The sequence below is a fragment of the Parasynechococcus marenigrum WH 8102 genome, assembly GCF_000195975.1.
Classification (GTDB): Bacteria; Cyanobacteriota; Cyanobacteriia; order PCC-6307; family Cyanobiaceae; genus Parasynechococcus; species Parasynechococcus marisnigri.
Map to the genome: position 1 here is coordinate 2419261 of NC_005070.1, position 15168 is coordinate 2434428.

A 15168-nucleotide genomic window follows, 5' to 3' on the forward strand; every position below is an offset into this window, starting at 1 on the left:
CGGCCACCTCAGTCGTGACTGACATCAGCAACCGTCCTCGCACCTGGTGGGAGAACGGCACTGTCAGTGCTTCACTCCTGGCTGTTGCGGTTCTGGCAGGCAGCCTCGCCTCCGATAAGTGGGTGCCGAACAGTCAGCTGACGCTGCCTCTGCTGATCTCCACCTCCGTGGCCGCACTGGTGGCCGCGGCAGGAATCCCGCGGCTCAAAGCCCTGAAGATGGGCCAGGTGATTCGGGTTGAAGGACCTCAAGCCCATCAGTCCAAGGCAGGCACCCCCACGATGGGGGGGCTGTTGGTGGTGCCCGTGGGCACGATCGTTGGCGGGCTGATCAGCCTGGAGGGCACAGAAGCTCAGCAGCTGCTTGCTGTTTCCGCCATCACCCTGGGCTACATGGTGATCGGTGGTTTTGATGATTGGCGCAGCCTCACACGCCAAACCAACACCGGCCTCACACCTCGCGGCAAGTTATTGCTGCAAAGCCTGATGGGGGTTCTCTTCCTCGCCGTGGCGGCATGGCAGGGCTGGATCAGCAGCAGCGTGTCCCTGCCCTTCGGTTGGACCCTGCCGCTCGGTTGGCTGATCTGGCCCCTGGGGCTGTTTGTGTTCCTGGCCGAAAGCAATGCCACTAACCTCACCGATGGACTGGATGGGCTGGCCAGCGGTTGCGGCGCTTTGGTGTTCCTGGGAATGGCTGTGCAGTTGATGCTCAGGGGACACACCGGTGATCCAGCACTGGCGGGCTTCTGCATGACCATGGCCGGCGCCTGGCTCGGCTTCCTGATGCATAACCGCCACCCGGCGCGAGCATTCATGGGGGACACTGGCTCCCTCGCCATGGGAGCTGCCCTCAGCGGTGTGGCCCTGCTGTCGGACAGTCTTTGGCCTCTGCTGGTGATGGGCGGGGTCTTCCTGGCGGAGTCCCTGTCAGTGATCATTCAGGTGTGGGTGTTCAAGACCACCAAAGGACCGGACGGTCAAGGGCGACGCGTATTCCGGATGGCCCCCCTACACCATCACTTCGAACTGGGGGGCACCAGCGAACGCACAGTGGTGCCATGCTTCTGGCTCGCCACGGCCGGCTTCGTGCTGCTGGGGCTACTGCTTCGACCGACCATCTGAGCCCATGACTTACTTCACATGGCGGGAATCCGGTCTCACCACGGACTGCGCCAGCCTGGAGGCGATGGCGGCACGGTTTGAGGAGTCCGCCAGCCTGATGCGACGCATGGCGGAGGAGGGGTTCCGCCTCGAGCGCGATGGCGACCAACAACGGATCACCCATCCCGATCCCTCGGTGTTCGAAGCCTGGGGATTCGTCAGTGAAGAATCTCCTGTTCGCCAGCTCACACTGATCCCGGATCTGGACACCTGATGGACGACCTGCTCACCAAAACAGCAGACCTGCTCTCCGCTGCCGCCGCTGATCCAGACCGTGTGCTGCGCTGGGTGTTGATTTACTTCGGCATCTCATCCCTGGGCTTCATCGCCGTCTGGTTGATTGGTGAGATCCGCCGTCAAAGCGGCCAATGACCCAATTTCCAAAGACGGTGATGCTTCTGGGCAGCGGCGAACTGGGGAAGGAGGTGGCCATCTCCGCCCAGCGCATCGGCTGTCATGTGATCGCCTGTGATCGCTACGCCGATGCTCCCGCGATGCAGGTGGCCGATCAGGCGGAAGTTCTGGCAATGACGGACACCGACGCATTGTTGGCAACGGTGCGTCGCCACCGCCCTGATGTGGTGATCCCCGAAATTGAAGCGCTGGCGGTGTCAGCTCTGGCGGAACTGGAGCAGGACGGAATCACAGTGATTCCCACCGCGCGGGCCACTGCGGTGACGATGAACCGTGATCGGATCCGCGATCTCGCCGCCGGCGAACTCGCTCTGCGGTCTGCGCGTTTCGCCTATGCCGCCAGCGCGGAAGAACTGCGAGCCGAAGCCCCTGCCCTCGGCTGGCCCGTGGTGGTGAAACCGGTGATGAGCTCATCCGGCAAAGGTCAGAGCGTCGTGGATGGACCGGATGGTTTGGATCAGGCCTGGGACGCTGCAATGGCCGGCGCCAGGGGAACCTCCCCCCGCGTGATCGTGGAGGAATTTCTCCGTTTCGACCTTGAAATCACCCTGCTGACCATCCGCCAGCACAACGGTGAAACCCTGTTCTGTGCCCCGATCGGCCATGAACAGGAGCACGGTGATTACCAGTGCAGTTGGCAGCCAGCGGAGCTGTCGTCCGAGCAGCTGCATCAGGCCCAGGCGATGGCCAGGACGGTGACCCAGAACCTGGGGGGTGTTGGCCTGTTCGGTGTGGAATTCTTCCTCTGCGGCGATGAGGTGATCTTCTCGGAGCTCTCCCCACGACCACACGACACTGGCCTGGTGACCTTAATCAGCCAGAACCTGAGCGAATTCGAGCTGCACCTGCGTGCGGTTCTGGGTTTACCGATCCCGTCGATCACGACTGCCGACGCAGCCGCCAGTCGTGTGATCCTTGCCCAGAACCAGATGGATGCTGTCAGCTACACGGGCGTCGATACTGCCCTGCAGGAACCCGACACCCAACTGCTGCTGTTCGGCAAACCCACGGCTCGCCCAGGACGTCGCATGGGGGTGGCCCTGGCCAGGGGGGAACACCTGGCAGAAGCGCGAGCCAAAGCCGATCGTGCCGCAGCCTGCGTTCGGGTGCTTCAGCGCTGACTGGGAAACCGGTAATGACTTAATCCATCCAGCACGGCCGCAAGGCTGGGGCGACCTGAAAGCAGCACCCGTTTCTGTTGAGGATGGCGCACGAGGCAGGGATCATGATCTGCCGGTACCACCGTGGCCGGCAGCCCCCGGAGCAACTCACCATCACCCTGCTGACTGGCCATCACCATGACCCTCTCGAGGGGCAGCTGCCAATGCAGAGCTAGGTGACGAATCGCCTCACTGCGGGACGCCAGCCGAGGAAGGACGTCCAGATACCAGTGGCAGCGCCGTTGAGGCCGAGCCGATAGACCCTCCCGCCTCAGCCGCTGACGCACGTGGCTCAACACCGATTCATCCGGCTGACGTTGCAGGTAACTCAGCTTCCAGGGCCCCTGATGCTCTTCGCTTTGAAGTTCTAAAAGGTCGTGGAGATCCTCCATCACAGCCTCCACGGATTCACGCTGCCAATCGGTATCGATGTGCTGCGCCCAGATGTGATCGGGCTGAAGATCCTCGCCCAGGTGAATCTCACTGCCTGCCCGGCTGATCCAGACCAACGGCGAGGGCAGATGCAGATCGCCGTAGCGCTGCCGCGCCGCCGCCAATGATCGACCGGTCAGGATCCCCAAGCCGTAGCGCTGACCATCGCGTTCAAGCTGGCTGCGCAAAGCGGTGAGCGACGGGCCATCGGGACAATCGAGGGTGCTGTCGAGATCCAGCAACAACAGATGATCCGGCCGATGCGATGAGGCCGGGGAACCCTGAGGCCTTGGACCGACTGATGGCAGCTGATGCAGATGGGCTTGCATCAGTCCCAGATAGCGACAGACATGGGCATCCCAACTGAAATGTCGCGACACCGCCTCCACGCCGTTGTCACTCCAGCGCCGCCAGCGACTGGCATCCTTGCCAGCCCGTTCCAGCGCCTCCTGCAAGGCACCGGCATCGATTACATCCACCAACAGGCCGTTCTCACAGCGGGCCTGAATATCGCGAGGACCACCGTCATCGGTAGCGACCATCGGCAGACCACAGGCCGCGGCCTCCAGCAACGTGAGACCGAATGGTTCCGTCAGCGCAGGGTTAACAAACAGACCTCCCCGTTGAACTGCCCAGCGATAGAAGGCCGGCACCTGCGAGCGGCGATGCTGTTTCGGATAGGCGACCGAGCCGTAGAGGTCGTAACGATCGACGAGATCGAACACCTGCTGGAACACATCCCGTTGCTGCTTCTCCATCTGTCGGGGATCTTCACGGCACCCCAGCACCAACACGAGATTGTGGCGGTCCCGCAGCACCGATGAGGATCCGAAGGCTTCCAACAGAGCCGGGATGTTCTTGCGGCGGACAGCACGGGAAATCGCCAACAAGGGAGGCTTGCTGGGATCGCGAAGAAAGGGGCTGAGCAACTGATCGAGAGCATCCCCTTCAGCGGCGGAAGAAACGGGGTGAAAGCGTCCGGCATCCACGCCGGGCGGGATCACCTGGACGCGATCACGACGAAACTGCGAATAGCGGGCGTATTGCAGGTCAGCTTCCTGCTGCGTGCTGGTGATCACCAGATCCGCCTGGGTGAGTGCCTGCTCCTCCGCTTCAATCCGACGGCTCATGGCGTAGGCCTGTTCGATCTGTTGACGATCGCCACCGCCGGCGAGAAGACGACGTTGCTTTTCGCGGCCAAGGGAATGACCGGTGAATACCAGGGGTAAACCAAGCCGTTGGCTCACCAGAGCCCCGACGAAACCGGCATCGGCGTAATGGGCGTGAATCCAATCCACCTCGTGGCCGGGCTGGGTGAGGTGATGCACCAGCTGATCGGCAAGATCTTCCAGATGCGGCCAAAGCTGTTCCTTGCGCAGATAACGCTTCGGACCAAACGGAAAGCGCAGGATTCGAGCACCGGGAGCAATCACCTCGAGTGGGCGCTCATAGTCCGCGGCAACCCGACGGTCCTGCACAAGACGTGTCACCACATCGACCCGATCAACCTCGGGACGCTGGGCCAGGCTGCGCACGAGATCCAGCACGTAGAGGGTCTGGCCGCCGGTGTCCGCATCACGACCAAGCTCCAGATCCCGGGAACGGAACAGACCGTACAAGTGCAGATGAAGGACACGGACACCCCTTCCCATGACTGCGATCCCTTCAAACAACAGCGGAATCGAGCGACTCCGTTGGTTTGTATTTAGGGAGAAAAAACGAACTGAAAGTTGAAAAAAACGTTAGGGATGATCGTTCTGGAGCGATCTGATTCAGCCAAAACACTGATGAACACTGACGATCAACAACCCCTTCTCAACGACTCAATGGAGAATCAATTGTGAAGAACAAGCACTGTCAGAGCTTATTGCTCACATCCACCAGATCAACCTGATCATCACCCCAGCCACCGCCCCTGAAGCTGACGACCCCATTCACCCCCAGCTGCTCATTGATCCAGGCCAGCAGCAGCGGTCCGACCAGAGCCGGTCGATCTTCCCCTTGAAAACTGCGCAGGCTGAAGTGGTCAGCACCCCTCACCAGCACCAGGCGATGGCCAAACTGTGCAGCCTTGGTATCGCGCATCGGGGAGATCGCCTCAGGGCCTGAAGGAACCACCCAGTCGCGGGTGCCACTGATCAACAGCACCTTGGAATTGAGGCTGGTGGTACTAGTGGGTTCAAACAGCAGACGCAAGGGAGGACTGACGGCCACGACAGCCTTGACCCGCTGGTCAGCAATACCGGCTCTGTTGATGCCGCTCAACCAGCTGCACTGGAGCACCCAGCTCAAGTTGCGCTCAGGGTCTTTGAGATCACTGCAATGGCTCTTGAGCTTGCGTTCAGTCGGAACACCACCTGCAAGCTGGAGTGTTGTGGTGGCACCCCAGGAATGACCCACCACCGCAACAGTCTCGGTGTTCAAGCCTCGGCCCTTCATCAGACGGCCAGACTCGACAGCATCGAGCAGAGCAGAGACATCCAGTGGACGCAGACGAAGTTCCTCCGGTCCTGGGGGCGGCCGATCACCGGCCAACATCGCCTTCTGTTGACTGAAATCACTGCCTGGGTGGTCCGGCAGGAGCACCGTATAACCCTGGGCCGCCAGCACCTCCCCCCATCCTTCAAACGATTCAGGGTCATCCCAGAGGCCATGGGAGATCACCACCAGACGCCCATTGGCTGAGCCATTTGGCACCAGGGTCAGCACCCTGAGTAGTTGCGGACGATGGGTCACAGAAAGACGAACGACCTGACGGGTCCAGGACGGCTTCAACGGAGCCCGCAACGATGGCGTGACCGTTTCAGCAGGCCCTGCCAAAGCCAAAGCAACGCCCTGCTCCTGATTGGCTTTGAGTCGGTTCGCCGCAACAGCCACCCGAGATAGATCAATGGAGGCCTGATCACCAGGCAGTTCCCGCAGGAAGCCGAGCACATTGGGTTGGCCATTGCGTTCAGCTCGCACCAGAGCATCCGTCAACATCCGACCACTGGTGTCCGGATCCACCCCATCGAGATCGACCAGATCAGCAGCCGCAATCAGAGCCTGCTCAAGCAACGGCTGGCCGGTGGACCCTTCCAGGAAGGCCTTGGTCTCGACGGGTAGCGGCGCCAGAAAAATCTTGCTGATCAGATCTAGAAGTTGTCCACCGCTCGCCGATTGGAGATCGTCAAGATCAGGGCTGGATCGAATCAGTTCTGAAGCGGACTCAGCCTCTCCGAGGTTGATGGTGACGCTCGTCTCCAGGAACGGCATGCGCAGCATCAAGTGCTCGAGCGCCTGGGCCGGTGCAGCGAATCCTGACAGTGCAAGGCCACTGAGGAAAGCAGCCCAATGGTTGCGACAACGCGTCATCAGGCAGCGATCAGTGGGATCTCTGGCGGATGCTGCTCCAAAACACGGGCAAGGTATCTGCCTGTGTGACTGGTTGGATGCTGGGCAACCTCTTCCGGGGTCCCGGTCACCAGAAGCTCTCCACCCTTGTCGCCACCCTCGGGTCCGAGATCAATGATCCAATCGGAACAGCGAATCACATCCAAATTGTGCTCAATACAGATAATCGAGTTGCCCTTATCAACAAGGCGCTGCATTACATCCATCAATTTATGGACGTCGTAAAAACTCAGACCCGTGGTGGGTTCATCAATCAGATAAAGGGTTTTCCCCGTCGCCCTGCGTGACAACTCAGTCGCCAATTTCACCCGCTGCGCTTCTCCACCGGAGAGGGTCGGAGCTGGCTGGCCAAGCTTCACGTAACCGAGGCCGACATCCACCAACGTGCGCAATCGATCCGCAGCCTGAGGAATTGCGTCGAACACTTCGGCGGCCTGCTCCACCGTCATTTGCAGCACATCGGCAATGGTGTACCCCTTGTATTTCACCTGCAACGTCTCCCGGTTGAAGCGTGCTCCCTTACAGACGTCGCACTGGACGTAGACATCAGGCAGGAAATTCATCTCGATCACGTTCACGCCCTGACCGCGGCAAGCCTCACAGCGACCGCCCTTCACGTTGAAGCTGAATTGCCCCACCTGATAGCCGCGGGCCTTGGCCTCCACCGTGGCAGCAAACACCTGACGGATCGGGTCGAAAGCACCGGTGTAAGTGGCGGGATTGGAGCGTGGCGTGCGACCGATCGGTGACTGGTCAATCACGATCACCTTGTCGATTGACTTCAACCCCCGCAATTCAGCGAGTCCCTGCGGAAAGGGAACCTTCATCCCCAGGCCGTTCTCGAGTGCAGGGTGGAGCAATTCATTCACCAAGGTGCTCTTGCCGCTGCCGCTCACCCCGGTGACGGACACCAGCCGACCGAGGGGAAACTCCACACTGACGTTCTTGAGGTTGTTGCGGTTGCAATCGAGCAACTTGAGCGAACGGGTACCGCTCTGGCGTCGTTCCGCAGGTGTCGGAATCGAGCGGCGACCGCTGAGGTAGGCACCGGTCAGCGACGCTTCGCTGTTGATCAGATCTTCGAAACTGCCTTCCGCCACGATGTGGCCCCCATGCACGCCCGCGCCGGGGCCGATATCCACCACGTGATCGGCAGCACGGATGGTGTCTTCGTCGTGCTCAACCACCACCAGCGTGTTGCCCAGGTCTCTCAGGCGCACGAGGGTGTTCAGCAAACGATCGTTGTCCCGCTGGTGCAGACCGATGCTCGGCTCATCGAGCACATACAGAACACCGGTGAGACCGGCACCGATCTGAGTGGCCAGACGGATCCGCTGCGCTTCTCCACCGGACAGCGTCATCGCCGGCCGATCCAGGCTCAGGTAGTCGAGCCCCACATCCAACAGAAACTTCAACCTCAGCCGGATCTCCCGCAGCACCAGATCACCGATCTGAATCTGGCGATCATTCAGCAATGGGTTGGCACCCTCATGGCTGCCAACCCCCATCAACTGCTCGATGCGGTCAAGGGTCTGACCAACGCTGACGGCCGTCAGCTCAGGAATGCAGAAAGGGCCCACCTTCACGGCGAGGGCTTCCGGCCGCAGCCGCTGACCGGCGCAGGCCTCGCACGGGACCAACTCAAGAAATTTCTCCAGCTTCTGACGCTGGGCCTCTCCGCTGGCGTCACGCAGCTGACGCTCAAGGATCGGCAGGATTCCCTCAAAAGGCCGGTTGTAGCCCGCCTTGCCCTTGCGGTAACGGCTATCGGCCTGAATCAGGATCGGTTCGCGACTGCCGTGCAGCAACACATCACGTTGCTCATCGGTGAGCTGGTTCCATGGAGTCTTGATCTCGAAGCCAAAGGCCTCTCCCACGGAATAGAGCAAGGAGAAGTAATAGCTGTTGTCCTTTTCCGCCCAGGGAGCAACCGCCGAATACACCGGCTGAGTGGGATCTGGAATGACCCGATCCACAGTGAATTTCCGCAGATGACCGATGCCGTGGCAGGCCTCACAGGCCCCATAGGGGCTATTGAACGAGAACAACCTCGGGGACAACTCGTCCATGACCGCGCCATGGACCGGGCAAGCGAATTTTTCGGAATAAAGGCGCTCTCGCTCCACACCATCGGGGAGCTCCTCTCCCTTCTTCGGCACAACTTCAACCAGGGCGAGTCCATCCCCCCGTTTGAGAACGGTGCGCAATGAATCGGTGAGACGTTCCTGAATGCCGTCGCGGGCCACCAGCCGATCCACCACCACTTCGATGTTGTGGCTGTGGTTCTTGTCCAATTCGATGTTGTCCGCCAGCTCGCGGACCTCGCCATCGATGCGCACCCGGGCGAAGCCCTCAGCAGCGAGGCCGCTGATCATCTTGGTGTGGGTGCCCTTCTTGCCCCGAACCACGGGAGCCAGCAGCTGATAGCGGGTGCCCTCCGGCAGCACCAGGATCTGATCGACCATCTCGTCGATGCTCTGAGGACGGATCGAGCGATCACACTGCGGGCAATGGGGCTCACCAGCGCGGCCAAACAACAGGCGCAGGTAGTCCTGGATTTCCGTGACCGTTCCGACGGTGGAGCGGGGGTTGTGGCTGGTGGATTTCTGATCGATCGAAATCGCAGGAGACAGCCCCTCAATGGCGTCCACATCTGGCTTGTCCACCTGGCCCAGGAACTGTCGGGCGTAAGCGGACAAACTCTCGACGTAGCGGCGCTGACCTTCCGCAAAAATCGTGTCAAAAGCGAGCGAGCTTTTGCCGCTGCCACTAACGCCGGTGAACACCACCAGCTTGTTGCGGGGAATGGTGACGTCGACGTTCTTGAGGTTGTGCTGGCGAGCGCCACGCACCCGGATCACATCCTCCAGGCTGCCGCCGGACAGATTCACAGGAGCCGTTCGATCCGTGCTCTTGGCAGCAGCTCGCACCATCGGGCCCCGATCGAAAGCACATGAGCTTAAGAAGAAAGGCTGAACTCAGGCTGAACGCTGGGCCAGGAGGCTGGCTGCATAAAGATCAGCCTGATCTCCACCCGCGAGTTCAGCCAGTTCCTGCTGGCGCTCGCGAGTGTCCCGCAGTCGGGACACTCGCGAATAGGTGACGCCTTCCTTCACCTCCTTGTTGATCCTTAAATGGTGATCCGCAGCCGCTGCCACCAGGGGTTGGTGGGTCACACAAAACACCTGACGTTGCTCACCGAGGCTGCGCAACAAATCGGCCATCGCTCCACTGACGCGGCCACTGACGCCAGCATCGATCTCGTCGAACAGCAGCGTGCTGGAACCGTCCACTGCGGCAAGGGTCGTCTTCAACGCCAACAGAAAACGCGACATCTCACCGCCAGACGCCACTTCCACCAACGGTGCCAGTGGCTGACCGGGATTCGCGGAAAACAGAAAAGAGACAGCATCCGCTCCATGGTCTGCCGGTTCGGCATAACGCAGATCCACCTCAAAACGCACATTGGCGAGGCCCATTGGTGGCAACAGCTTGAGCAAGGAAGCCTGGAGATCGATGGCAGCCTGAGAACGGGCCTGTCGCAGGGCGGCATTGGCTTGATCCCGTTGCTGGCGTTGCGACTGTTCGACCATCCGCAGCCGCTGAAGATCCGCTTCGAATCCCCTATCCCCCAACCGCTGCCGTAAACCATCGCGACGGTCGATCAACCCCGCCAGATCAAGGCCATGACGACGCTGCAGCCGCTTCAGTTCCGCCAGTCGCTCCTGAATCCGATCGAGATGCTCCGGGTCACTCTCCAAAGCCAGGCTGTAGTGATCGAGGGACCGCAGAAGCTCCTCAACATTCGCCTCCAGATCCAGAGCCTGATCCTTCACCCCCGTCAGGGAACCGTCCAGTTGAGCCATCACCTGCAGCTCCTGAACCGAAGCTGCGAGATGGTCCTGCAGTGACGGGGCCTGGTCCGCACCGTCCCTGAAACGACGAAACAACTGGGCCAGTCCCTCCTGCAAACGCACACCATGGACCAATCGATCCTGGTCCTGTTCCAGCTGCTCCTGTTCACCAGGATCCTCCAGACCGGCCGCCTCTAGCTGCTCGAGCAAGGCCTCCTGCTCAGCCCTTTCCTCCTCGCAACGCTGCTGTTCCCGTTCAACCGCCTCAAGGGCCGTTGCTGATTCACACCACCCCTGCCAGGCCGCGGCCACATCAGCTCTTAATGCCGCCAGAGATGAACCCCCTAAACGATCCAGCCATTGACGCTGTTGCCCGGGCTTGGACAACAGCTGGGTCTGACCCTGCACCGTGAGATCGATCAACAGCGGCCGCAGGGACAACAGCTGCTGACGGTTGACCGGCGTGCCATTGAGCCGCGAACGGCTGGACCAACGTTCGCCGTCCAGACGTTTCCATTCCCGGCTGACCAGAAGCTCGTCCTCCGACTCGAAATCCCCGTCGGACAACCAAGCCCGCAGAATCGGCGTGAGCTGAAAACTGGCTTCGATCCGCGAGCGCTCGGATCCCTCGCGCAGCAAGCGCTGGCCAGCAGATCCCTGAGCACCACCCAGCACCGCATCAAGGGCGTCGAGGAGGAGCGATTTTCCAGCACCAGTTTCACCGGTGAGCACCGTGAAACCCGATCCAAACTCCAGTTCGAGCCGATCGATCAGGGCGATGTTCTGCAGCTGCAGACCGGTGAGCACGCCATCCCCGGTGGTGATGCCGACCGTAGCGACGGCTCGCGTCGTTTAGAAGGGGTGCACCAAACCCCTTTAACGATGACAGCGGAGCTTGGGGATTTCATCGAAGCTGCTGGTCTGCTCGAGTACGACCCCGCTGCCATCACCAGGATCTATGCCGGTCATCCCCAGCGGCTGATCCGCCGCCTGTGGCAGACCCTTGTCCCAATCGGATTGCTGCTGCTCGGCGTGGCCTTCGACTGGCTGTTCCAGCTGCTGAAGGATGAAGAACGGGCCCGGAGCCGCGCCCGCGAATGCGCTGAACTGCTGGTGGATTTGGGACCCGCCTTCATCAAAGCTGGCCAGGCCCTGTCCACCCGACCCGACATCGTGCCTCCTTTGTTGTTGGAGGAACTCTCACAACTGCAGGATCAATTGCCGGGTTTCGACAGCGATCTGGCCATGGCTTGTATCGAAGAGGACCTCGGTGCTCCGGTTGATGAGCTCTATGAGCAGCTCGACCGGGAGCCGATCTCTGCAGCCTCACTGGGGCAGGTGCACCGCGGGGTTCTCAACAATGGTCAGAAGGTTGCGGTGAAAGTCCAGCGACCCGGTCTGCGCGAACAGATCACGCTGGATCTTTACATCGTCCGCAACATCGCCGCCTGGTTGAACAGCAATATCGGCCTGATCCGCAGTGACCTGGTTGCCCTGATCGATGAATTAGGCCGTCGGGTGTTCGAAGAGATGGACTACCTCAATGAGGCGGCTAACGCTGAAAAATTCGCTGAGCTGCATCGCCACAATCCTCGCATCGCTGTACCGGCAATCTTCCACGAGGCCACCAGCCGTCGGGTACTGACGATGGAGTGGATAGATGGGGTGAAGCTCACCAATCTCGATGCGGTCCGTGAGCTTGGCATTGACCCCGACGACATGGTGGATGTCGGTGTGAACTGCAGCTTGCAGCAATTGCTGGAGCACGGCTTCTTCCATGCCGACCCTCATCCGGGCAACCTGCTGGCCCTTGAAGATGGCCGGCTCTGCTACCTGGATTTCGGGATGATGAGTGAAGTCAGCCGTGAGTCCCGCACCGGATTGATTCAGGCGGTGGTGCACCTGGTGAACCGCAACTTCGGAAAGCTCTCTAAAGACTTCGTCACCCTTGGTTTCCTCGCGGAAGACGTCAATCTCGAGCCGATCGTTCCGGCATTCGAATCCGTATTCAGTCAGGCCCTGGAAGCTGGGGTCAATCGCATGGACTTCAAGGCCGTGACTGACGACATGTCCGGTGTGATGTACAAATTCCCCTTCCGCGTCCCGCCCTATTACGCACTGATCATCCGCTCCCTGGTCACGCTTGAAGGCATCGCCTTGAGCGTCGACCCACAGTTCAAGATCCTTGGCGCCGCGTATCCCTATTTCGCCCGGAGATTGATGGAGGATCCCGATCCGCAATTGCGGCAGAGCCTCAAGGAAATGTTGTTCGACGGTGACGCATTCCGCTGGACACGTCTGGAAAATCTGGTGTCCAGTGCAGCCAGCCAGGCACAGCTGGACCTCGAAGCCCTGCTTGATCAGCTTCTCGATTTCCTGTTCTCTCCCAAAGCCGGTTTGCTCAGGGATCAACTTGTCGAGGCCACTGTGGATCGCCTCGACGCCATCGGCTGGTCGACCGTGCAACGGCTCGGACGCCGCTTGCCTAAGCGAATCCAACCCAACGCCTTCCAGTCTCGAGGACTGCCCCCTGCCGATCCACTGCTGCAGTTGGAACCAATTCGTGAACTGATCAACGTTCTCCAATCTCTACCGGACTTCACGCCCGACCTACTGCTGAAACGGATGCCGAGGCTGCTCAATGAACCGGACACCCGTCGGATGGGTGTTCAGGTAGCTCAGGGTCTGGCCGAACGAGGAGTTGTCCGCCTCGTGAGGGTTGCTGCTGGAGTGTCCACCTAAGTTCTGGGCATTGCTCCAGGGTTCATGCCAACCGTCAAAACCCGTCGCTGCCGGGCGATCGCCCTGGTCGCAAGTTGGGGCATTGGGCTCATCGCCCTGGCCAGCCCAGCCCTGGCGGCCAAGAACGTTGCACTGGTCAGTGGAGCCTTTCGGCGCTCAATCCCCGTTAAGGACATCGAGCATCTGGCCAACACCGGTGAAGCGAGAGGTCTGCTGGAGCAGCTGCTGGTTTTGTCCAAACAGGATCCTGAAAACGTCGCCAAACTCCTCAACCAAAAACTGGATCTGCCTCTGGTTCTCACCAGTCGTCTGATCAACACCCGTATTGGTGAAGCGATCATCCGACGTGTGGGACAGATCCTCTATCCGATCTATACACCTCAACCGGAGGTCAGCATCCCCGCGTTGCGGGCTGCCGTGATCAACGGACTCCACAACAGCGGTGACGGACTGACCGCCGTGGATTTCCTCAAGGCTTATCCCAATGAGGTGTTGGCTGTGAACCTTCCGGCCCTGTTTTCCGTGATCGATAAAGCCCAATCCATTTCAGGACTGGTGCAGTTCTTCTCCGATTCACCCCTGGACGGCCTGAAGGAAGCCAAGCCCTAAACCTCGTAGATTCCGCCTGATTCCAAGCAGCATCCGGTGTCCCTGTTCCAGAACCTCCGTCGGCGCTTTGCGGCCACCCCTGTGATGCAGGACTGGCCCGGTCTGATCGAGGCCTACAGAGCTTGGCTACCGGTGACCTCCACCACGCCCGTGATCACCCTCAGGGAGGGGGCGACTCCACTGATCCCTGTACCCGCAATCGAGGAGCGGATCGGCAAGGGTGTGAAGGTCTTCGTCAAGTACGACGGTCTCAACCCGACCGGATCCTTCAAGGATCGGGGCATGACCATGGCCATCAGCAAGGCCAAGGAAGCCGGCTGCGAGGCTGTGATCTGCGCCAGTACCGGCAACACCAGTGCAGCAGCCGCGGCCTACGCCCGTCGCGGTGGCATGCGGGCCTTCGTGCTGATCCCCGACGGATACGTCGCCCAGGGAAAACTGGCGCAGGCCCTCGTCTACGGCGCTGAGGTTCTGGCGATTCGCGGCAATTTCGACCGCGCTCTGGACATCGTTCGCGAAGCAGCGGAGAAGTACCCCGTGACGCTGGTGAACTCAGTGAACCCCTACCGACTTCAGGGCCAGAAAACCGCTGCCTTTGAAGTCGTCGATGCCCTTGGTGATGCCCCCGATTGGCTGTGCATCCCCATGGGCAACGCCGGCAACATCACGGCCTACTGGATGGGGTTCCAGGAATACCGACAAGCCGGTCACAGCCGCACACTGCCGCGCATGATGGGCTTCCAGGCCAGCGGCTCCGCACCGTTGGTCAACGACACCACCGTGAGCGATCCGGACACGATTGCAACCGCGATTCGCATCGGCAATCCGGTGAACCGCGCCAAAGCGATCGCCGCTCGTCAAGCCAGCAACGGTGCCTTCCTCGACGTCACCGATGCCGAAATCATTGAGGCCTACAAGCTTCTGGGTGGCCAGGAAGGCATCTTCTGCGAACCGGCCAGTGCAGCCTCCGTCGCAGGTCTGTTAAAGCGGAAAGATGAGGTCCCGGCGGGAGCGACCGTGGTCTGCGTGCTCACCGGCAATGGCCTGAAGGATCCGGATTGCGCCATCAACAACAACGATGCCGCCTTCCATACAGACCTGAACCCCGATCTCGCCACGGTGGCGGGAGTCATGGGTTTTTAAATCAACACCTGTCTGATCCCTCACGACCCCGAAAGGGGTCTTTTTTTTGCTTTAAACCACCGACCAACCGACAAAGCGACTGGGGAAGACCACCTACAAATCGCTCAACAGGCTGGGGAAAGAACGACCAAACTCGACGCACCGGTGCGTCAGCTTTTCTCCACAAGCAGTGAAGAAGTGGAAAACACGTTCCTCTTCCCCAGCACCCGATTCATTCTCCTCAGCTCAATGCTGCTATCAGCCTTGGTCATAACTGGAATC

Annotated in this window: 11 protein-coding genes; 7 read left to right on the forward strand and 4 right to left on the reverse strand. The window is 60.4% G+C overall.

Annotated elements, in window-relative coordinates; genetic code table 11:
- Positions 1 to 23 precede the first annotated feature (23 nt).
- The 4 genes from mraY to purT are packed head-to-tail and all read left to right on the forward strand — an operon-like array spanning position 24 to position 2695.
- A complete protein-coding gene (mraY, locus tag TX72_RS12690) occupies positions 24 to 1121 on the forward strand; it encodes a phospho-N-acetylmuramoyl-pentapeptide-transferase (RefSeq protein WP_404824914.1) in 1098 nt (365 codons plus the stop codon).
- A 4-nt stretch (positions 1122 to 1125) separates the two neighbouring features.
- A complete protein-coding gene (locus TX72_RS12695) occupies positions 1126 to 1374 on the forward strand; it encodes a hypothetical protein (protein ID WP_011129370.1) in 249 nt (82 codons plus the stop codon).
- A complete protein-coding gene (locus TX72_RS14560) occupies positions 1374 to 1532 on the forward strand; it encodes a hypothetical protein (RefSeq protein WP_011129371.1) in 159 nt (52 codons plus the stop codon). Before TX72_RS12695 ends, TX72_RS14560 begins: the two co-directional genes overlap by 1 nt.
- The gene (gene purT / locus TX72_RS12700) at positions 1529 to 2695 is read left to right on the forward strand and encodes a formate-dependent phosphoribosylglycinamide formyltransferase (RefSeq protein WP_011129372.1); all 1167 of its coding nucleotides are present in this window, start codon (positions 1529 to 1531) and stop codon (positions 2693 to 2695) included. The genes TX72_RS14560 and purT overlap by 4 nt, the downstream gene beginning before the upstream one ends.
- Here the strand turns inward: purT and TX72_RS12705 are convergent.
- The 4 genes from TX72_RS12705 to recN form a co-directional block, all read right to left on the reverse strand.
- Entirely contained in the window at positions 2686 to 4818 is a 2133-nt protein-coding gene (locus tag TX72_RS12705; protein ID WP_011129373.1) for an HAD family hydrolase, read from the reverse strand. The genes purT and TX72_RS12705 overlap by 10 nt on opposite strands.
- A 205-nt stretch (positions 4819 to 5023) precedes the next feature.
- Complete coding sequence (locus tag TX72_RS12710; protein ID WP_011129374.1) at positions 5024 to 6520, reverse strand: alpha/beta hydrolase family protein; 1497 nt, start codon at positions 6518 to 6520, stop codon at positions 5024 to 5026.
- Entirely contained in the window at positions 6520 to 9492 is a 2973-nt protein-coding gene (uvrA, locus tag TX72_RS12715; protein WP_011129375.1) for an excinuclease ABC subunit UvrA, read from the reverse strand. Before uvrA ends, TX72_RS12710 begins: the two co-directional genes overlap by 1 nt.
- Before the next feature lie 45 nt (positions 9493 to 9537).
- Complete coding sequence (gene recN, locus TX72_RS12720) at positions 9538 to 11220, reverse strand: DNA repair protein RecN (protein WP_011129376.1); 1683 nt, start codon at positions 11218 to 11220, stop codon at positions 9538 to 9540.
- Between the two features lie 75 nt (positions 11221 to 11295).
- Here recN and TX72_RS12725 point away from each other — a divergent pair, with 75 nt between their 5' ends.
- The 3 genes from TX72_RS12725 (at position 11296) to thrC (ending at position 14907) form a co-directional block, all read left to right on the forward strand.
- On the forward strand, positions 11296 to 13155 hold the full coding sequence (locus tag TX72_RS12725) for an ABC1 kinase family protein (RefSeq protein WP_042504039.1): 1860 nt from the start codon (positions 11296 to 11298) through the stop codon (positions 13153 to 13155).
- Between the two features lie 24 nt (positions 13156 to 13179).
- Positions 13180 to 13764 carry an alpha/beta hydrolase gene (locus TX72_RS12730; protein ID WP_011129378.1) on the forward strand — a complete coding sequence of 195 codons (585 nt, stop codon included), beginning with the start codon at positions 13180 to 13182 and terminating at the stop codon, positions 13762 to 13764.
- Between the two features lie 84 nt (positions 13765 to 13848).
- Positions 13849 to 14907 carry a threonine synthase gene (gene thrC / locus TX72_RS12735; RefSeq protein ID WP_042504535.1) on the forward strand — a complete coding sequence of 353 codons (1059 nt, stop codon included), beginning with the start codon at positions 13849 to 13851 and terminating at the stop codon, positions 14905 to 14907.
- Positions 14908 to 15168: the final 261 nt, after the last annotated feature.

What these genes read in the sequence shown, in the direction of transcription:
- TX72_RS14560 (WP_011129371.1), top strand. Translation starts at nt 1,374, where the DNA reads ATGGACGACCTGCTCACCAAAACAGCAGACCTGCTCTCCGCTGCCGCC.
- TX72_RS12730 (WP_011129378.1), top strand. Translation starts at nt 13,180, where the DNA reads ATGCCAACCGTCAAAACCCGTCGCTGCCGGGCGATCGCCCTGGTCGCA.
- TX72_RS12710 (WP_011129374.1), bottom strand. Translation starts at nt 6,520, where the DNA reads ATGACGCGTTGTCGCAACCATTGGGCTGCTTTCCTCAGTGGCCTTGCA.
- TX72_RS12705 (WP_011129373.1), bottom strand. Translation starts at nt 4,818, where the DNA reads ATGGGAAGGGGTGTCCGTGTCCTTCATCTGCACTTGTACGGTCTGTTC.
- TX72_RS12725 (WP_042504039.1), top strand. Translation starts at nt 11,296, where the DNA reads ATGACAGCGGAGCTTGGGGATTTCATCGAAGCTGCTGGTCTGCTCGAG.
- purT (WP_011129372.1), top strand. Translation starts at nt 1,529, where the DNA reads ATGACCCAATTTCCAAAGACGGTGATGCTTCTGGGCAGCGGCGAACTG.
- uvrA (WP_011129375.1), bottom strand. Translation starts at nt 9,492, where the DNA reads ATGGTGCGAGCTGCTGCCAAGAGCACGGATCGAACGGCTCCTGTGAAT.
- TX72_RS12695 (WP_011129370.1), top strand. Translation starts at nt 1,126, where the DNA reads ATGACTTACTTCACATGGCGGGAATCCGGTCTCACCACGGACTGCGCC.
- thrC (WP_042504535.1), top strand. Translation starts at nt 13,849, where the DNA reads ATGCAGGACTGGCCCGGTCTGATCGAGGCCTACAGAGCTTGGCTACCG.